The organism is Streptomyces sp. NPDC041191 (assembly GCF_055591945.1).
This window is the reverse complement of record NZ_JBVIZC010000004.1, coordinates 350,173-366,745: the sequence shown is the minus strand read 5'-3', so window position 1 is coordinate 366,745 and position 16,573 is coordinate 350,173. Positions and strand designations below refer to the sequence as shown.

General features: G+C 73.3%; 17 protein-coding genes. 7 read left to right on the top strand and 10 right to left on the bottom strand.

Annotated elements, in window-relative coordinates:
- Positions 1-7 precede the first annotated feature (7 nt).
- From ACZ6AQ_RS10455 to ACZ6AQ_RS10445, 3 genes are all read right to left on the bottom strand, one after another.
- On the bottom strand, positions 8-1,399 hold the full coding sequence (locus tag ACZ6AQ_RS10455; RefSeq protein ID WP_468759007.1) for an NAD(P)/FAD-dependent oxidoreductase: 1,392 nt from the start codon (positions 1,397-1,399) through the stop codon (positions 8-10).
- 122 nt (positions 1,400-1,521) lie between these two features.
- Positions 1,522-2,061: a PadR family transcriptional regulator gene (locus ACZ6AQ_RS10450; protein ID WP_388689729.1), complete on the bottom strand. Its 540-nt coding sequence runs from the start codon at positions 2,059-2,061 to the stop codon at positions 1,522-1,524.
- Between the two features lie 41 nt (positions 2,062-2,102).
- Positions 2,103-4,118 (bottom strand): NADPH-dependent 2,4-dienoyl-CoA reductase, encoded by a 2,016-nt coding sequence (locus ACZ6AQ_RS10445; RefSeq protein ID WP_468759005.1) that lies wholly within the window; start codon positions 4,116-4,118, stop codon positions 2,103-2,105.
- 326 nt (positions 4,119-4,444) lie between these two features.
- Here ACZ6AQ_RS10445 and ACZ6AQ_RS10440 point away from each other — a divergent pair, with 326 nt between their 5' ends.
- Together ACZ6AQ_RS10440 and ACZ6AQ_RS10435 are read left to right on the top strand one after the other, a co-directional pair.
- Positions 4,445-4,672 carry a DUF5133 domain-containing protein gene (locus ACZ6AQ_RS10440; protein WP_468759004.1) on the top strand — a complete coding sequence of 76 codons (228 nt, stop codon included), beginning with the start codon at positions 4,445-4,447 and terminating at the stop codon, positions 4,670-4,672.
- A gap of 460 nt (positions 4,673-5,132) precedes the next feature.
- On the top strand, positions 5,133-6,125 hold the full coding sequence (locus ACZ6AQ_RS10435; RefSeq protein ID WP_468759002.1) for an ABC-2 transporter permease: 993 nt from the start codon (positions 5,133-5,135) through the stop codon (positions 6,123-6,125).
- Between the two features lie 138 nt (positions 6,126-6,263).
- Here the strand turns inward: ACZ6AQ_RS10435 and ACZ6AQ_RS10430 are convergent, their stop codons facing one another.
- Positions 6,264-6,992 (bottom strand): hypothetical protein, encoded by a 729-nt coding sequence (locus ACZ6AQ_RS10430; protein ID WP_468759000.1) that lies wholly within the window; start codon positions 6,990-6,992, stop codon positions 6,264-6,266.
- 16 nt (positions 6,993-7,008) lie between these two features.
- Positions 7,009-7,566 (bottom strand): hypothetical protein, encoded by a 558-nt coding sequence (locus ACZ6AQ_RS10425; RefSeq protein WP_468758998.1) that lies wholly within the window; start codon positions 7,564-7,566, stop codon positions 7,009-7,011.
- Between the two features lie 267 nt (positions 7,567-7,833).
- Between ACZ6AQ_RS10425 and ACZ6AQ_RS10420 the strand changes: the two genes are divergently transcribed.
- Complete coding sequence (locus tag ACZ6AQ_RS10420; protein WP_468758997.1) at positions 7,834-8,280, top strand: ATP-binding protein; 447 nt, start codon at positions 7,834-7,836, stop codon at positions 8,278-8,280.
- 62 nt (positions 8,281-8,342) lie between these two features.
- Here ACZ6AQ_RS10420 and ACZ6AQ_RS10415 read toward each other — a convergent pair whose 3' ends face one another.
- The gene (locus tag ACZ6AQ_RS10415; RefSeq protein ID WP_468758996.1) at positions 8,343-9,113 is read right to left on the bottom strand and encodes a response regulator; all 771 of its coding nucleotides are present in this window, start codon (positions 9,111-9,113) and stop codon (positions 8,343-8,345) included.
- A 105-nt stretch (positions 9,114-9,218) separates the two neighbouring features.
- Between ACZ6AQ_RS10415 and ACZ6AQ_RS10410 the strand changes: the two genes are divergently transcribed.
- Together ACZ6AQ_RS10410 and ACZ6AQ_RS10405 are read left to right on the top strand one after the other, a co-directional pair.
- Entirely contained in the window at positions 9,219-10,820 is a 1,602-nt protein-coding gene (locus tag ACZ6AQ_RS10410; protein ID WP_468758995.1) for a sensor histidine kinase, read from the top strand.
- An 8-nt stretch (positions 10,821-10,828) separates the two neighbouring features.
- On the top strand, positions 10,829-12,022 hold the full coding sequence (locus ACZ6AQ_RS10405) for a PP2C family protein-serine/threonine phosphatase (RefSeq protein ID WP_468758993.1): 1,194 nt from the start codon (positions 10,829-10,831) through the stop codon (positions 12,020-12,022).
- Between the two features lie 39 nt (positions 12,023-12,061).
- On the opposite strand, the gene ACZ6AQ_RS10400 is transcribed toward ACZ6AQ_RS10405, so the two are convergent.
- On the bottom strand, positions 12,062-12,328 hold the full coding sequence (locus tag ACZ6AQ_RS10400; RefSeq protein ID WP_388689711.1) for a hypothetical protein: 267 nt from the start codon (positions 12,326-12,328) through the stop codon (positions 12,062-12,064).
- Positions 12,329-12,467: 139 nt separating this feature from the next.
- On the opposite strand from ACZ6AQ_RS10400, the gene ACZ6AQ_RS10395 reads away from it, so the two are divergent.
- Together ACZ6AQ_RS10395 and ACZ6AQ_RS10390 are read left to right on the top strand one after the other, a co-directional pair.
- The gene (locus tag ACZ6AQ_RS10395; protein ID WP_468758991.1) at positions 12,468-12,815 is read left to right on the top strand and encodes an STAS domain-containing protein; all 348 of its coding nucleotides are present in this window, start codon (positions 12,468-12,470) and stop codon (positions 12,813-12,815) included.
- Positions 12,816-12,910: 95 nt separating this feature from the next.
- Positions 12,911-13,360 (top strand): ATP-binding protein, encoded by a 450-nt coding sequence (locus ACZ6AQ_RS10390; RefSeq protein WP_468758990.1) that lies wholly within the window; start codon positions 12,911-12,913, stop codon positions 13,358-13,360.
- A gap of 33 nt (positions 13,361-13,393) precedes the next feature.
- Here the strand turns inward: ACZ6AQ_RS10390 and ACZ6AQ_RS10385 are convergent, their stop codons facing one another.
- The 3 genes from ACZ6AQ_RS10385 to ACZ6AQ_RS10375 are packed head-to-tail and all read right to left on the bottom strand — an operon-like array spanning position 13,394 to position 16,520.
- Positions 13,394-13,783 carry an STAS domain-containing protein gene (locus ACZ6AQ_RS10385; RefSeq protein ID WP_468758989.1) on the bottom strand — a complete coding sequence of 130 codons (390 nt, stop codon included), beginning with the start codon at positions 13,781-13,783 and terminating at the stop codon, positions 13,394-13,396.
- Positions 13,780-14,862, bottom strand: a complete 1,083-nt coding sequence (locus ACZ6AQ_RS10380) for a cobalamin B12-binding domain-containing protein (RefSeq protein WP_468758988.1) — start codon at positions 14,860-14,862, stop codon at positions 13,780-13,782. Before ACZ6AQ_RS10380 ends, ACZ6AQ_RS10385 begins: the two co-directional genes overlap by 4 nt.
- Positions 14,859-16,520 carry a PP2C family protein-serine/threonine phosphatase gene (locus ACZ6AQ_RS10375; protein WP_468758986.1) on the bottom strand — a complete coding sequence of 554 codons (1,662 nt, stop codon included), beginning with the start codon at positions 16,518-16,520 and terminating at the stop codon, positions 14,859-14,861. The genes ACZ6AQ_RS10380 and ACZ6AQ_RS10375 overlap by 4 nt, the downstream gene beginning before the upstream one ends.
- Between the last annotated feature and the right edge of the window lie 53 nt (positions 16,521-16,573).

Genomic DNA, 16,573 nt, shown 5'->3' with positions numbered 1-16,573 from the left:
CAGGGCCCTACGCCTCCCGCCACAGCGGTGGTTCGGCCGGTGTCGCGGGGACCGGGCCGAAGAGCACCGCCCGGGCCACGGCCGGAGCGAACAGGGAGGACAGGGGGGCCGTCAGGCCGAGTGCCGCGCGGAACGCCGCCCCCACGACCGGGTCGCCCGGGGCCCGCTCCTGCACCCGGCCCAGGTACCGGCCCACCACACCGTCCAGCGGACCGGTGCGCGCCGCGTCCCCGGTGGCGCCGGGCATCTTCCTGTCGGCGCCCGCCGAGATGTCCCAGGCCTGCTTCGAGGCGCCCAGGAGCGCCCGCTGCACCACCCGGGTGGTCGGGGTCCGCCTCGGGTCGGTGAGCGCCCGGCGCAGCGCGACCGCGCCGAGCGCGGCGACCGCCATGCCCTGCCCGTAGATCGGGTTGAAGGCGCACAGCGCGTCACCGGTGGCCAGGAAACCGGCCGGACGGCGGCCCGGACGGTCGTACCGGCGCCGGACGTTGGCCGTCCTGCGGAAGCCGTACACCGGGGAGTCCGGCTCCGCCCGGGCCAGCCAGTCGCTGACCACCGGGTGCGGCAGCCGCTTCGCGTACTCCTCGAACGCGCCCTCGTCGACGGGCGGTTCGTCGCCGCGCAGGCCCGACAGGGTGACCAGATGGCGCCCGTCCCCGAGGGGCAGCACCACACCGCCGTACACCTGCGTCGGGTTCGGCACGATGTAGCAACCGGTCGCGTCGGAGACGGAGTCGTCGGCGGGGGAGCGGTAGACCCGCGTGGCGTACGCGAGCCCCGTGTCCAGGGTCTCCTCGTGCGGCGCCTCCGCGCCGATGGCCGCCAGCCAGTCCGCCGCCTTCGTGGACCGCCCGGAGGCGTCCACCACGAGGTCGGCCGCCAGGGTGCGGATCTTCCCGCCCGCCCCGGCTCCGCGCTCGCGCAGCCGTACGCCCCGCACCCGCGCGGAGTCGCCGGTCAGGCCCACGGCCTCGACGCCCCCGACCAGCTCGATCCGGTGGTCGGCGAGCACCCGCCGCCGCACCAGCCACTCCAGCTGCGGACGCGGACCGGTGGAGAAGTACGTGGTCGCGGCCGTGCGGCGGAGCCATCTTCCGTTCTGCCACTGGATCATGTCCCGGGGAACGCCCACCTTCGGCGCGCCGAGTTCCGTCAGCTCGTCCATGAAGCCGGGAAGCAGTTCGTCGAACGCCTGCTGTCCGCCCGCGATCAGGGCGTGGAGGTGCCGTCCCTGCGGCACGCCCGGCCTCGCCTCCGGACCTTCGGGAAAGCGGTCGCGCTCGACGACCGTCACCTTCTCCGCGTGGTCGGCGAGGACCCGCGCGGTGAGCAGTCCGGCGAGACTTCCCCCGATGACCACCGCGTGGCGTGCCGCGCGGTGCCCCAAGTCGTCGGCCATACCAGCCCTTTCGTGTCGTGGAACCGGTGCGGTCCAGTATCCACGCCGACGGGTCCCGTCGCGGGTGAACGGCCCCGCGCGTCCGGACCGTTCGGGGCCGCCGGGGTCCGCGCCCCGGCGGGCTACTCCTCCGGACCGAGTTCCGCGAGGGCGCTCGTCAGCCACTCCACCCAGAAACGCTCTAGGTCGATCCCGCCCCGCAGGACGAGGTGGCGCAGCCGGTCCGGCTCCGCGCCGCGCCGCTCGGCCGGGAAGTCCCGGTCCTCGATCGCCAGGTACTCGTCCAACTGTTCCCGATGCAGAGCGAGATGACGTTCCAGCTCGGCCCGGAGGCCCGCCGTCCCGACCATCGCGGCCGCCCTCATCCGCAGCAGCAGGGCGGACCGCATCGGCTTCGGGTCCTCGGCCCTGGCGACCCAGTCGCCCAGCTCGGCACGGCCCGCGGGCAGCACCTCGTACTCCTTGCGCCGTCCCCGGACGGGTACCGGAGCGGGCAGGGCCCGGACGTGCCCCGCCTCCTCCAGCCTGCCCAGCTCACGGTAGATCTGCTGGTGCGTGGCCGACCAGAAGTAGCCGATCGACTTGTCGAAGCGGCGCGTCAGTTCGAGACCGGAGGAAGGCTTCTCGAGCAGCGCGGTGAGGATCGCGTGCGGGAGGGACATGCTCGCATCCTAGGTTCGGCGGGCCACGGCGACCGCGTCGGTCAGAGGGCGGCGGCCAGGCGGGTGCCCTGGTCGACGGCCCGCTTGGCGTCCAGCTCGGCGGCGACGTCCGCGCCGCCGATGAGGTGCGCCGTCCGGCCCGCCGCCACCAGCTCCTCGTAGAGGTCCCGCCGGGACTCCTGCCCCGCGCAGAGGACGACCGTGTCGACCGGAAGCAGCCGCGTCTCGCCGTCGATCGTGACGTGCAGGCCCTCGTCGTCGATCCGGTCGTACGTCACGCCCGCCACCATGGTCACGCCGCGGTGCTTCAGCTCGGTGCGGTGGATCCAGCCGGTGGTCTTGCCGAGACCCGCGCCGACCTTGGTGCTCTTGCGCTGGAGCAGGTGCACCTGGCGCGGGGGAGCGGTCCGCTCGGGCGCGCGCAGTCCGCCCCGGTTCTCGTACGACGTGTCGACGCCCCACTGGCGGAAGTACGTCTCGGGGTCCCGGCTCGCGCCCTCCCCGCCGTCCGTCAGGAACTCCGCGACGTCGAAGCCGATGCCGCCGGCGCCGATGATCGCGACCCGCTCGCCGACCGGCGCGCCGTCCCGCAGCACGTCCAGGTAGCTGACGACGCTCGGGTGGTCCACGCCCTCGATGCCGGGGGTGCGGGGGGAGACGCCGGTGGCGACCACGACCTCGTCGTAGCCGTCCAGGTCGGCCGCCGCGACCGGGGTGTTCAGGCGCACGTCCACACCGCGCTCGTCGAGCTGGACGCGGTAGTAGCGCAGGGTCTCCTCGAACTCGTCCTTGCCCGGCACCCGCTTGGCGACGTTGAGCTGGCCGCCGATCTCGGCGGCGGCGTCGAAGAGGGTGACGGAGTGGCCGCGCTCGGCCGCCGACACCGCGCAGGAGAGGCCGGCCGGACCCGCGCCGACCACCGCGATCCGCTTGGCGCGGCGGGTGGGGGAGAGGACCAGCTCGGTCTCGTGGCAGGCGCGCGGGTTGACCAGACAGGAGGTGATCTTGAGGTTGAAGGTGTGGTCCAGGCACGCCTGGTTGCAGCCGATGCAGGTGTTGATGGTGTCGGCGCGGCCGGCCGCGGCCTTGGCGACGAAGTCCGGGTCCGCGAGGAACGGGCGGGCCAGGGAGACCAGGTCGGCGCGGCCGTCCGCGAGGATCTCCTCGGCGACCTCGGGCGTGTTGACGCGGTTGCCGGTGACGAGCGGCACGGACACCTCGCCCATCAGCCGCTTCGTCACCCAGGTGTAGGCGCCGCGCGGCACGGAGGTGGCGATGGTGGGGATGCGCGCCTCGTGCCAGCCGATGCCGGTGTTGATGAGGGTGGCGCCGGCGGCCTCGATCTCCTTGGCCAGCCGGACGACCTCCTCCAGGGTGGAGCCGCCGGGGACGAGGTCCAGCATCGAGAGGCGGTAGACCAGGATGAAGTCCTCGCCGACCCGCTCGCGGATCCGGCGGACGATCTCCAGCGGGAAGCGGACGCGGTTCTCGTACGAGCCGCCCCAGCGGTCGGTGCGCCGGTTGGTGGCGGCGGCGATGAACTCGTTGATCAGGTAGCCCTCGGAGCCCATCACCTCGACGCCGTCGTACCCGGCCTCCCTGGCGAGCACGGCGCAGCGGGCGTAGTCCTCGACGGTCCGCTCGACCTCCTCGTCGGTCAGCTCGTTCGGCACGAAGGGGCTGATCGGGGCCTTGAGGGCGCTGGGCGCGACCAGGGCGGGGTGGTAGGCGTAGCGGCCGAAGTGCAGGATCTGCATCGCGATCCGGCCGCCCTCCCGGTGCACGGCCCCGGTGATCAGCCGGTGCTCGGCGACCTCCTCGGCCGTGGTGAGCTTGGCCCCGCCGTCCCAGGGGCGGCCGGCCTCGTTGGGCGCGATGCCGCCGGTGACGATCAGGCCCGCGCCGCCGCGGGCGCGTTCCGCGTAGAAGGCGGCCATGCGCTCGAAACCGTGCTCGGTCTCCTCCAGGCCGACGTGCATCGACCCCATGATCACCCGGTTGGGCAGGGTGGTGAACCCGAGGTCGAGCGGGGTCAGCAGGTGCGGGTACGGGGTCATGCGGGCGCCTCCTCGCGCGGGAACGTCACCCACCGTTCTAGGGGACCCCGGAAGGGTTCTGCAACTAGTTGCAGAAGATTCGGGACGTGATGTCCGCTACTTGTTCCGGATCGTGAGGGGGTCCGGCCGGCCCGGCGGGACCGGAGGAGGCCCGTTCGGCGACCGGAGCCGGTCGCCGGGGACGGGTCCGCCCCCCCGCTTCTCCCCCGGCGGCGATCGCGCGATCCGCGACGGGTCCGCTCCGGATCGCGCGATTACCGCCGGGGATCCGGGGCAGACGGGCGGAGCGGGACGCGTGTCCCCCGTTCGGAGTAAGGAGACGGCCGATGCTGATGGCACACCCCATGGTGCTGGAGAACCTCGTCGAGCAGTACGAGACGCTGCGGGCCCTTCGGACCGGGAACGGTTCGGCCGAGGTGCGCCGTCAGATCGAGGACGTCACCTACACCCTGTGCGTGTCCACCGGCACCCGCGACATCGACGCCGCACTGGCCGCCGCCCGCCGTCAGCTGTCCCGCGCCCGCTCCGAGAGCGACTTCGCGCTGACCGGCTGACGGGACACCGCGACCGCCCCCTCCCGTCCCCTCACGCGTCCCGTGACCGTTCCTCCCCGTGACGCGTGAGGGGCGCTCGTGCGAGCAGCCCATGACGTGCCGTCGTCCGGTGCCCGGAACGGGAGAGCATCCGTGGTGATGCACCCCATTTGATCGGATTAGTGTGGAGATCATGTCCGACCCACACGACGACACGCCCCTTCCTCACGACACTCCCCCGGGGAGCGTCCCGGCGGCCGGCCCTCCGGGACCAGGACGCGGTGAGACCCGTGACGCGGGTGAAGGCACGCCCGACCGCACCGTACGCACGGGCGCCGACGCCCGGCGCACGGACGGGGGCGACGACGAGGCTGACGCGGGCGCCGGCCGTCCGGGCGAAGGCGCCGTACCGGAGGGCGGACGTCCCGCGCCACCGCACGGCGCCCACGGCAGACCGCCGAGCCGGGCCGAGCGCTGGGAGATGTTCACCCGTTCGCCCTTCCTCCCGGCGACCGTCCTGGTCCTCATCCTGGCCGCCGCGGCCGCGCTCTTCGCCGGTTCGTACACGTACACCATGGCGAATCCGACCCCCCGTCACATTCCGACGGCCGTCCTCGGGGCGGACTCGCCGACCGGCACGAAGTTCGCCGAGGGGATGGAACGGGCGCTCGACTCCTCGCTCGCGCTGCGCCCGTACGGTACGCGCGCCGAGGCGCTGGAGGCGGTGAACGAGCAGCGGGTCTTCGCCGTCATGACCCTGCGGGACGGCCGCGTGGCCTTCGACGTCGCCGGCGCCTCGGGGGCGTCCGTGGCGCAGCTCCTCGCGGAGGCGGCGGTGACGGTGGGCCGGTCCACGGGAGTGCCGGTCACCGTGACGGACGTCAAACCGCTCCAGAAGGGCGATCCGCGCGGCCTCGCGCTGTTCTACATCTCGCTCGCCGCCGTGATCATCGGCTTCGTGGGGGCCATCCAGCTCAGTGTGCACGCGAGGCCGCTCAACCCCGCCGAACGGATCACCTTCACCGTCCTCTACTCGCTCCTCGGCGGGTTCGCCATCGCCGCGACCGTGGACTGGCTGCTGGGCGCCCTCGACCTGCCGTTCGTCGAGTCGTGGCTGATCCTCGCGCTGACCATGTTCGCCTCCGGCATGGTCTTCTCCATGTTCAACACCCTGATCGGGCGGTGGGCCATGCTGCCGACCTGGGGGCTGATGGTCCTCCTGGGCAACCCCTCGTCGGGCGGCGCGGTGTCCTGGCCCCTGCTGCCGTCGGCGCTCGGGCACATCGGCCAGTGGCTGCCGCCGGGCGCCTCGGTGAACGCGCAGCACACGGCGGTGTACTTCGGCGGCCACCAGCACCTCTTCCCCTTCCTGGTACTGGCCGCCTGGGCCCTGCTCTCCTCGACGGTGTTCTGGATCTGGCGGCACCGCCACCCCGGCGGCCGGGAACGCGGCGGGGCGCACGCCGCCCTGTGAGGACGTACGGCGGCGCGCCCTCCCGGCCCGCTTCCCCGTGAGCGCGCCGGCCCCGGGCCGGACGCGCCCCGGGGCCGGCCCTCCGCACGGGAGGGGCCGGCCCCGGGGCCGCCGGTGGGGGGTCACCGGCCGGACGGCTCAGGTGGACAGGAGCCGGTGGAAGAACGAGCGGTACTCGCGCAGCGCCAGGCGGAGGCTCTCCGTGTCGGCGTCCCGCCCCTCGCTCCACTGCCCTTCGAGGGTGCGCTTGTGGTCGGCGAAGACGTCCGCCAGGGCCCGCATCACGTCGGCGACGAGCGCGTCGGCCGAATGGACCGCCTCGCGCGGGTCGTCGACGAACAGGCCCTGGACCTCGCGCCAGCGCCCGCGGTACGCGTCCTCGTCCGCGAGGCCGAACAGGGCCGGGGCGTCCTCGTCCTCCGCGGGTCCGGCGCCCTCCGGGGGGCGCCCGTCGCGGGAGCGGCGGTCCGCGTCCCCGGACGACGCGGCCTCCGCGACGGCGGGGCCGCCGGTGGTGGAGCCGTTGGAGCCGTCGGTGGCCGGGCTGCCAATGGCCGGGTTGCCGGTGGCCGGGTCGTCGGCGGCCGTGGCCGGCTCGTGGCGCGTCTCCGCCACCGCCTCTCCGGCGCCGCCCGTCGCGTCCGGCGCGGTCTCCCGGCGAACGGCCGCCGTGCCGTCGTGACGTTCCGCCGGGGACCCCTCGGCGCGGGTACCGGCTTCTGCCGGAACTCCGGCCTTCACCGGAACTCCGGCCTTCACCAGGACTCCGTCCTCCGCCGGGCCCCCGCTCCCCACCGGGGCCTCGGGATCGGTCCGGGCCTCGGAGCCGGCCGTCTTCGGCCGCTCCGGCGTGTCGTGGTCTCGCATGTGTTCCGCCTCCGCGTCAGGACCGGCCGGAGCCGGTCGGCTCGCCGTCGGCGAGCAGGTCGCCGAAGAGGGCGCGGTAGTGCACCATCGCCTCCCGGAGCTGTTCGGTGGTGGCCGACTTCGAGGAGCTGAGGGCGTGCACCTCCTGGGCCGCCCGGTAGTGTTCGAGCGTGCGGCCGTGCCGCACGGACAGGTCGCGCATCTGCTGTTCGTACCCCTCGGTGGGGTAGCCCCGCTCCTTGAGCAGGTCCGTCACCAGCCGGTCGGCGTCGTGCACCGCGCCCTCGGGCCGGTCGACGAACTCCTCCTGGAGGTCCCTCCAGCGCCGGGCGTACTCGTCCCGTACGCCACTGGGCAGCGGTTTGACGTCCAGCTCCCGGAAGCGTCGCTCCCGGGCGTCGAGGTCCCGTTCCGCGGCCCGCCTGCTCCCGGTCTCCTCGACCGCCCGCTCGTACTCGGGACCGAACCGTTCGCGCAGACGCGTCCGCCGCCGGTGGTTCGCCGCGGCGACGGCGACGAGCGCGGCCAGGGCGACGGCGGCGATCACGAGGATCAGGAGGATTCCTGTCGACATCGACTCGCACCTCTCGCTGTGTCTTGTCCGTAGCGGTCCGGCTGCCCCGCGCCCCGCGCCCCAAACGGGCGCTGCGGCGGACAAAGGCGCCGAGGAACAAGGGAGTTGGCCGTAGAGGTGCGCCGGGGGCCGGACGCCGGGAACCGCCGGTCCGCTGTTTTCCGCCATGCTCCCGCCGCGCGCACCCGCTCCACTGTGGCGCGCACCACATAGGGTGTAGGGGACTCCATGGCGGGTAGGTGCGCGGGAACGCGGGGGTAGAGGACGATGACAGTGGGGTCCGATGCTGAGGGTGATGCCTGTGCGGCGTCCGAGGACAGTCTGGCGCGGGCCGAGTACCCGCTGGACGGGGACGGCGAGTCCATCGCCGAGGCGCGGGATCTGGCCACTGCCTTCCTCGACGGGGTCCGCGCCGAATGCGGCGTGATCGTGTCCGAGCGGGTGGCGGACGTGACGCGGCTGGTCGTGAGCGAACTGGTCACGAACGCCCGCAGGTACGCCCCGGGCCCGGTCCTGCTCCGGCTGAGCCTCACCCCCGGCACCGTGGACGTCGCCGTGTGGGACAGCGACCCCACGGTTCCGGCGGCCCGTGCCGCCGATCCCGGACGGATCGGCCAGCACGGTCTGGAGATCGTCAAGGCCGTCACCCGGGACCTCCGGATCCGGCGGGAGGCGGCCGGCAAGCGCGTCACGGCCCGCATCGACCTGTCCTGACACCGCCCGTTCCGCGCTCCCCGGGAGAACTCTCCCGGGGAGCGCGGAACGGGGCGCGGACGTCAGGGGCGCGGCCGGGCGGCGGTGTCCAGGTAGAAGGCGTCGATGCTCTGGACGGCCCGCTCGAACTCGTCGAGGTTGACCGGCTTGGTCACATAGGCGTTGGCGTGGCTGCTGTAGGCGCCGGTCACGTCGTCGGGGGCCGTCGACGTGGTGAGGACCACCACGGGGATGGTCTGCAGCTCCTCGTCGGTCTTGAGGACCTTCAGCAGCTCCCTGCCGTTCATCCGGGGCATGTTCAGGTCGAGGACGATGAGGTCGGGGCGCGGGGTGTCCGGGGCGCGCAGGTGCTCCAGCGCGGCGACCCCGTCGGTGACCTGGACCAGGTTGCGGGCCCCGCGCTCGGAGAGGGCCTCCTCGATGAGCATGGCGTCGGCGACGTCGTCCTCGACGAGCAGGACGTCGAACGGGCGGGCGGGGGTGGTCATGATCGGTTGCTCCGTGGGTTTGTCGTGTGAGTGGTCGAAGAGCCCCGGCCAGCGACGGCGGGCGCCCTGTCGGGTCATGCCGCAGGCGGCGCCGAGCTGGGGGTAGCCGGCGCCCGCGCGGGCACCGGCCTCGACCGCTCCGCGCTGGAGCCGTTCGGCGGCCTTCTGGATGTGGTCGAGGACGTGGAGCAGGGCCAGGGCCTGTGCGCGGTCCTCCCGTGCCGGATGCGAAGGACCTTCCAGAAGCCTTTGGACGAGGCGCTGCGCGAGATCGCCGACCGCCGCGTCCGCGACGGCGGCCGTCTCCTGCGGAGTGGTCCGCAGTACGAAGTTCTTGCCTGGCACACCTGGCACTGTAGGTCCCCGGGCGGCTTGGCGACAACAACCGTTGTCGCCCATTAAAGTGATCGCGCCGCATCCTGGCGGCCGGCACAGCGAGGAGTCCACAGAATGACCGGCGACGAGAGGCAACCGCGCACACGGGGGCTTTCCGCGTGGACGACCCGGCGGTGGCTCCGTGTGGGGACGGCCATCTCCCTGGCCGTCCTGGCGCTGCTGGGAGCGACGGGGGCGTGGATCCTGGTGCGGACCGAGACGCTCAGCGAGGAACTGGTGGAGGTGCGCTCTCCCGCGCTGACCACGGCGATCCGCCTGGAGTCGGCCGTGCTCAACCAGGAGACCGGCATCCGCGGATACGGGCTGACCGGCTCGCCGGACTTCCTCACCCCCTACCGGGAGGGGGTCGTCGAGCAGGAGGCGCGGGCCGCCCAGCTCTCCGGACTGCTCCGCGGGGAGCGGTCCGCCCTGGCCGACCTGGCGGCCGTGCGGAAGGCCGTGGCCACGTGGCAGGAGCGGATCGCCCGGCCGATCGCCGCCGCGCCGCCCGGCGCGTCCTCGCCGCTGGCCGTGGCGCGGGCGGAGGAGGGCAGGAGGACCTTCGACGCGGTACGGGCCGCCCTGAGCGGACAGCAGGAACGGCTGAGCACGGAGCGCACCGGTACGAAGAACGACCTCATGGCCATGATGGAGGTCCGGAACTGGGTCTTCAGCGCCATCGGGGTGTTCATCGTCCTCCTGACCGTCCTGATCTTCGAAGGACTGCGCCGGGGCATCAACGAACCGCTGGACCGGCTCGGCGCGGACGCCCGCGTCATCACCGGCGGTGACTTCGAGCACCCCATCACCCCGTCCGGCCCCGCCGATCTGCGGCGCCTGGGCGAGGAGGTCGACTCCATGCGCCGGCGCCTGGTGCGGGAACTGGCCTTCACCGAGGACGCGCGCCTGCGCCTGGACGCGCAGGCCGCGGACCTCCAGCGCTCCAACGCCGAGCTGGAACAGTTCGCGTACGTGGCCTCCCACGACCTCCAGGAGCCGCTGCGCAAGGTCTCCAGCTTCACCCAGCTCCTCCAGCGGCGTTACGGGGGACAGCTCGACAGCCGGGCCGACCAGTACATCGACTTCGCCGTCGACGGGGCGAACCGCATGCAGACCCTCATCAACGACCTGCTCGACTTCTCCCGGGTCGGACGGCTGCACAACGCCCACCAGGAGGTGGACCTGGAGGAGGTGTTCGAGCGGACGGTGTCCGCGCTGAGCGTCGGCATCGAGGAGGCCGGGGCGACGATCACCCACGACCCGCTGCCGTCCCTGGTCGCCGACCCCACCCAGATGGGCATGCTCTGGCAGAACCTGATCGGCAACGCGGTCAAGTTCCGCCGCCCGGACGAGGTGCCGCGCATCCACGTGACGGCGGAGCGGGAGGGCGAGATGTGGCGGTTCACCGTCACCGACAACGGCATCGGCATCGCCCCGGAGTACGCCGACAAGGTCTTCGTGATCTTCCAGCGGCTGCACACCAAGGACGTGTACTCCGGCAGCGGCATCGGCCTCGCGATGTGCAAGAAGATCGTCGAGTTCCACGGCGGCGCCATCGCCGTCGACCCGGACTACCGCGACGGCGCGCGCATCACCTTCACCCTGGCGCCCGAGCCGCCGGAGAACTCCGTCCCCGCCCCGCAGACCGCCGGTTCCGGCGCGGAACGGGCGGAGTGACCGCCGGCATGACCACGAACCCCGTCGGACCGGCCTACGAACCGACGTACCGCATCCTCCTGATCGAGGACGACCTGGGCGACGCCCTGCTCGTCGAGGAGCTGCTCCACGACACGGGGCTGCGGTTCGAGCTGACCACCCGGACCACCCTGGCCGGGGCCCGCGCGGAGCTGGCCGGCACCCCGATCGACTGCATCCTCCTCGACCTCCACCTCCCCGACGTGTCGGGCACCGACGCGGTCACCGCGGTCCGGGACATGGCCCCGCACGCCGCCGTCATCGTCCTGACCGGACTCTCCGAGTCCCAGGCCGGCCCCGACGCCATGGCCGCCGGAGCCCAGGACTACCTCGTCAAGGGGAAGGTCGAGGCGGACCTCCTGCACCGGACGGTCCGGTACGCCGTCTACCGCAGCCTGACCGAACGCGCGAGCGCCGAGGCCCAGGCCGCCCGGCTGCGGGCGGAGGAGAACGCCCGCCTGGAGCGCGGCCTGCTGCCCCAGCCGATCCTGGACACCTCCACGGTGCGGGTGACCTCCCGCTATCTGCCGGGCGCCGCCATGGCCCTGCTCGGCGGCGACTTCCTCGACGTCGTGGAGGGGGACGACGGGCTGCTGCACGCCGTCGTCGGCGACGTCAGCGGCCACGGCCCCGACGCCGCCGCCCTCGGCGTCTGCCTGCGGATCGCCTGGCGCTCCCTCGTCCTCGGCGGACACCGCGGCGACGACCTGCTGCACCTGATGGAGCGCATCCTGATCGCCGAGCGCGGCAACCAGCACATGTTCGCGACCTGCACCCTGCTCACCCTCGACCAGAACGCCGGCACCGCCGTCGTCCACCTCGCCGGCCACCACGAGCCCCTCCTCACCACGGACGAGGGCACCCGGGAGCTGGCCGCCGAGCACGGCATCGCCCTGGGGATCGTACCCGGACCGCACCGCTGGCCCTCCACGGTCGTCCCGCTGCCCGCCGCCGGTGCCCTGACGCTCTACACCGACGGTCTCACCGAAGGGCACAGCGGCACCGCGAACGAGCGGCTGGGCGTGGAGGGGCTGCTCGACCTGGTCGCGCGCCTTCCGGCGACCGATCCGGCCGTCCACGTCGACCTCCTCATCAAGGAGACCCACGAGCTGAACGCGGGACGGCACTCCGACGACCTCGCCGTCCTGCGTCTCGACTGGGGGAGCCTGCCGGCGCACGGCTGAGGACGTACGCAGGCGGAACCCCGGCGGGCCGGCCCGCTTCTAGGCCGCGGTCCTGCGGGCGATCAGATGGGCGACCACCACGTAGACGACCGCGGGGACGCCGTAGTCGAGCAGCACCTGAAGGACGTGCGAGGAGACGGTGAAGAGCCCGACCGACCAGGCGGCGAGCCAGTCGGCGGCGGTGTGGAACCAGCCGACGACGGTGTTCGCCCGGTTGGCGTCGAGCAGGTCCAGGGCGATCCAGACGACCAGGACGCCCGCGAGGACGTGGGCCACGGTTCTGATGACGGAGTCTGTGCCTCTCATGGACTCCGCCTTGCCCGCGCCCGCCGGGACAAACGGTCCGGGGCCCCGCCGGGCGGCCGGCGGCACCTCACGGTCCGTCATGACGCGTGCTCCCCGGGGCGGCTGGCGTGGGGACGTCCAGCGGTGTGAAGATGACGCCATGTATGCGGTCCCTGAGAGAAAAGTGCACTTCACCCAGCACGGACAGGTCTTCGTGATCACGGTAACCGGCGAGATGGATCACGACGACACGGAGGCGGTCGAGGCCGCCTGGGCGGCGGCCGACGAGGCGGCCCTCCCCGTGACGGCGGTGGATCTCTCTCAGGTCACGTTCGCCGACAGCATGCTCCTCAACGCGCTGCTCGACGCCCGGCGCCGCCACGCGGCGGACGGCCGTGAACTGGTGCTGATCGGCCCCCTGCGGTCGGGGGTGCGGCTGCTCCTGGACATCAGTGGGACCCTCGACCACTTCCGGATCGTCAGCACGGGCCCTTCCCCCGCCAGTTGAGGCCGTGCTCCCACCGGGGACACGGCGGTACGCGGAACGGGCGAGCGGCCGTCGCACCGCACGGCACGGCCCAGAGAGCGGCACAGGAGAACACCATGGCCATCCCGTTCGGGGAATTGGCTTCCGGCATCCGGAGACAGGCGGCACCCATGCAGTTCATCGCCGTCTGGGAGACGACGGACGCGCCGATCGCGGACTTCCGGCACGCCACGCGCGCGCTGCTGGCCCTCGCGGGGCACCTCCCCGGCGACCGGGCGAGCCAGGACGCCCAGCTCGTCGTGACCGAACTGGTCACCAACGCCTACCGGCACGCCCCCGGTCCGGGCGTGCTCCTGCTGGAGCTGACGCCCGGAGAGTTCCTCCTGGACATCACCGTCCGTGACGGTTCTCCCCATCCGCCGCTCCTCCGGCCGTCCGACGCCACCCGTCCCGGCGGTCACGGTCTCCGCCTGGTCGCCAGGCTGTGCGAACGGCTGCACCACAACGCCCTGGGGACGGGCAAGGAGGTCGTCGCCCGCCTCCACCTCCGCCGGCCCGTCGGCTGAACGCCGCACTCCCACCGGAGAACGGCCCGCACGTCACACCCGTTCCGGCGGCGCCGCCTCCTCTCCCTCGCGCGCGCCCTCCCCGCCCACCGGGCCGGTGAGATGGTCCAGGACGTTGGTGATGCGGAGCATGCGCTCGAAGAAGTCCGGGCGGTCGTCCAGGTGCAGGGCGGCGCCGCGGGCACTGACCCGGCGGTGGATCAGCAGCAGGGCGGCCAGGCCCGAGGAGTCGATGTGCGTCAGGCCGCCGAAGCCGAGGCGTACGTCCCGGAGCGGCGCTCCGTCGACCGCCAGGTGCTCGGTGACCGCGTCGACCAGTTCGTCGCAGGTGTCGTAGTCGAACTCCCCGCCCACGCTCACGTGGAGCGAGGTGGACTTCCGGACGATGCCGAGGGTGAACTCGAGGGAAGGGAAATGGTTCATGTGCGTGTGTCGGGGCCGGGGGAAGGGGTGGTGGTCCGCCGGTCCAGGGCCGCGAGGCCCTGCTCGATCGCGTGCGTCGCGCGGGGGAAGTCGCGAAGCTGTCCGGCCAGGACGTCCAGACCGGCCGTGACGGACCCGGTGGGCACGTGGCGGGCCCGGAGGACGTCGGCGGTCCAGGTGAGGAACGTGGTGAACAGGTCGGGATCGTCGACGTAGAGGGCGGTGGACAGGAAGTTGACGATGTGCGCGAGGTCCTCTGCGGTGCGCTCGCGCTGGAGGTCGCTGTAGGCCCGCAGGGCGGGGAACCGGTTCTCCATGTCGGCCAGGGTCTGTTTGACGAGCCGGTGCCGGGACCGGACGACCATCGTGTACTCCTGGTCGGCCAGGTGCGGCAGGTCGTCCACGGCCTGGCGGCCGGCCGACACGCCCGGCCGTGCCATCCCCTCGTCCAGGACCGCGAGCGCGCCGCGCGCGTCGGGAGCCCACCGGTCGGCGCGCAGCGTGCGCGCGTACCGGCCGTCGAGCCCGAAGGCCCGCCCGCCCGCCAGCACGGGGACGCCCACGGCCCGGCAGGCCGTGATGGCGGCGTGGGCGGCCGGCAGGTGGGTGGGAATGGACCCGGACAGCAGGACCGCCTCGGGGTTGCTCTGGTGCAGATGGGCGACCAGGTGCGGCGTGGGCGTCTGGGCCCCCAGGTAGTCGACCCGCCAGCCGTGCAGGGAGAGGACCTCCGCGACGAGCCGGGCCGGGAAGGCGTGCCACTCGCCGTCCACGCAGGCGACCGTGACCCGGCCCCGGGAGGGCGCGGCGCCGCTCTCGCGCCGGTGCGCCAGGGAAGCGACGATCCGCTCGTTGATGGCGGTGGCGGCGTGCTCCTGGGCCACGGTGATGCGGTCGGCGGCCCATTCCACGCCGACCCTCGCCTGGATGGGCGCCAGCACCCCGAGGAGCAGCGTCTCCTCCGGTACGCCCGAGTCGAGCGCCCCGTGGACGGCCGCCGCCGCGGCGGCCTCGTCGCCCTCGACCACCGCCTCCCACAGCCGCTCCGCCACCGCGGCGGTGGTGAGGGGGTGACTCATGTGTTCCTCCCGCTGTTGCCCCGTCCGCCGAGGGGGGACGGCGGGACGGTCCTGGGGGCCGTGATGGCCACGACGGCCATGTCGTCGTGGCGGCCGTCGTCCAGCCACTGGGCGGCCAGCATCTGCATCCGCTCCACCACCGCCTCCGCCTGCATCCCCGCGCACTCGGCCAGGGCCCTCTTCAGACGTCCCATACCCAGGAACTCGCCTCCCAACGGACCGCCGCGCGCCTCCACGATGCCGTCGGTGTAGAGCAGGCAGGTCTCCCCGGGGGCGAGCTCCGTCCGTACCGTACGCGCCGTGACGGCCGGCAGCGCGCCGACCAGGGTGCCGCGGGTGGCGATCTCCTCCACCGTGCCGTCGGCGCGGACGACGAGCGGCGGCAGGTGGCCGGCGCTGGTCAGCCGCAGTTCCGTCCGGCCGTCCCGGCGGCGCACGGAGGCGAGGACGAGGGTGGCGAAACGGGTGTGGTGCGAGGAGAGCAGGGCGCCGTTGAGCAGTTCCAGGACCCGCTGGTGGTCCTCGGCCAGGGGCAGCAGGGCGTGCAGCGTGTTGCGGATCTTGCCGGTCAGGACCGCCGCGTCCAGGCCCTTGCCCGCCACGTCGCCCAGGACCACGAGGGTCTCCCGCGAGGGGTCGGCGCCGGGGTGGACGTCGTAGAAGTCCCCGCCGACCCGCTCGTGGTCCTTCGAGGCCCGGTAGCCGCCGGCGTACTCGATCCCGTGGACGTGGGGGAGGACCGGCGGCAGCAGTTCGCGCATCAGCGTGGTGGTGATGGCGGTCTGCTCGGTGTAGAGGCGGGCGGCGGACAGCGCGGCGCCGGCGCGGGCCGCGAACAGGCGTGCGAAGACCTCCTCGCCCTCGGTGAAGGCCCGCTCGGTGCCGGAACGCAGCAGGACGAGCGCCCCGGCCGGCACCCCGTGGCCGGGCAGGGGGGTGACGATGACGGAACCGACCGGCGCGGTGAAGCCGTCCGGGATCATCCAGTCGGGGATGTCGGCGGGGTCGATCCAGCGGGCCGGCACGGGCGGGAAGCCCTGCAGCGCCTCCGCGAGGCCCGGCACGCCGGAGACGTCGATCTGCCGGACGGTCTGCGTGACGGGACCGCCCGGACGGGCGAAGGTCAGCGGATGGCGCCGTCCCTGGGACGGCGCGACGAGGACGGCGGCTTCGGCGAGATGTTCCGCGGCCATCGACGCGGCCACCTCCATGCAGCGCTGCACGTTCAGGGTGGACAGCAGGGAGCTGGAGACCTCCGCGAGGATCTCCGAACGCGTCCGCACGTCGGTCAGGGCCGCCTCGGCCAGACGCCGGTCGGTCTCGTCGACCAGCCACCACACCACGTCGCCGTCGTCGCCCGGAGTGGGGTGCGCCTCCAGGAGGCGGTCGCGGATGCGCCCGGACGGCGGGCCGCTCCCCGGGCCGGGGCGCCCGTCGGCGATGCGCCGGTGGGCGTCCGCCAGCCAGGACGGCACCCGCTCGTGCAGCCGGTCACCGCCCGCGGCGTCGGGCAGCAGGAACCGGGCGGCCTCGTTGATCCGCACGAGACCGCCGTACCGGTCGACGACCAGCACGGGGTAGGGAGCCTCGATCCACGTCGCGCCGACCTGGAGGCCGGCGTCGGAAGAACGGGCGGAGGAACCGCGGGAAGCAGACACAAACGGAGGCACGCACAGTGCGCGCCTCACCACCTTCCTGCTATGGACGACAG

Bases quoted from the DNA above. Each gene is read 5' to 3' on its own strand.
- ACZ6AQ_RS10385 (WP_468758989.1), bottom strand. From the start codon at position 13,783: ATGAACCATTTCCCTTCCCTCGAGTTCACCCTCGGCATCGTCCGGAAG.
- ACZ6AQ_RS10380 (WP_468758988.1), bottom strand. From the start codon at position 14,862: ATGAGTCACCCCCTCACCACCGCCGCGGTGGCGGAGCGGCTGTGGGAG.
- ACZ6AQ_RS10390 (WP_468758990.1), top strand. From the start codon at position 12,911: ATGGCCATCCCGTTCGGGGAATTGGCTTCCGGCATCCGGAGACAGGCG.
- ACZ6AQ_RS10450 (WP_388689729.1), bottom strand. From the start codon at position 2,061: ATGTCCCTCCCGCACGCGATCCTCACCGCGCTGCTCGAGAAGCCTTCC.
- ACZ6AQ_RS10420 (WP_468758997.1), top strand. From the start codon at position 7,834: ATGACAGTGGGGTCCGATGCTGAGGGTGATGCCTGTGCGGCGTCCGAG.
- ACZ6AQ_RS10425 (WP_468758998.1), bottom strand. From the start codon at position 7,566: ATGTCGACAGGAATCCTCCTGATCCTCGTGATCGCCGCCGTCGCCCTG.
- ACZ6AQ_RS10445 (WP_468759005.1), bottom strand. From the start codon at position 4,118: ATGACCCCGTACCCGCACCTGCTGACCCCGCTCGACCTCGGGTTCACC.
- ACZ6AQ_RS10455 (WP_468759007.1), bottom strand. From the start codon at position 1,399: ATGGCCGACGACTTGGGGCACCGCGCGGCACGCCACGCGGTGGTCATC.
- ACZ6AQ_RS10410 (WP_468758995.1), top strand. From the start codon at position 9,219: ATGACCGGCGACGAGAGGCAACCGCGCACACGGGGGCTTTCCGCGTGG.
- ACZ6AQ_RS10435 (WP_468759002.1), top strand. From the start codon at position 5,133: ATGTTCACCCGTTCGCCCTTCCTCCCGGCGACCGTCCTGGTCCTCATC.
- ACZ6AQ_RS10430 (WP_468759000.1), bottom strand. From the start codon at position 6,992: ATGCGAGACCACGACACGCCGGAGCGGCCGAAGACGGCCGGCTCCGAG.
- ACZ6AQ_RS10405 (WP_468758993.1), top strand. From the start codon at position 10,829: ATGACCACGAACCCCGTCGGACCGGCCTACGAACCGACGTACCGCATC.
- ACZ6AQ_RS10395 (WP_468758991.1), top strand. From the start codon at position 12,468: ATGTATGCGGTCCCTGAGAGAAAAGTGCACTTCACCCAGCACGGACAG.
- ACZ6AQ_RS10440 (WP_468759004.1), top strand. From the start codon at position 4,445: ATGCTGATGGCACACCCCATGGTGCTGGAGAACCTCGTCGAGCAGTAC.
- ACZ6AQ_RS10400 (WP_388689711.1), bottom strand. From the start codon at position 12,328: ATGAGAGGCACAGACTCCGTCATCAGAACCGTGGCCCACGTCCTCGCG.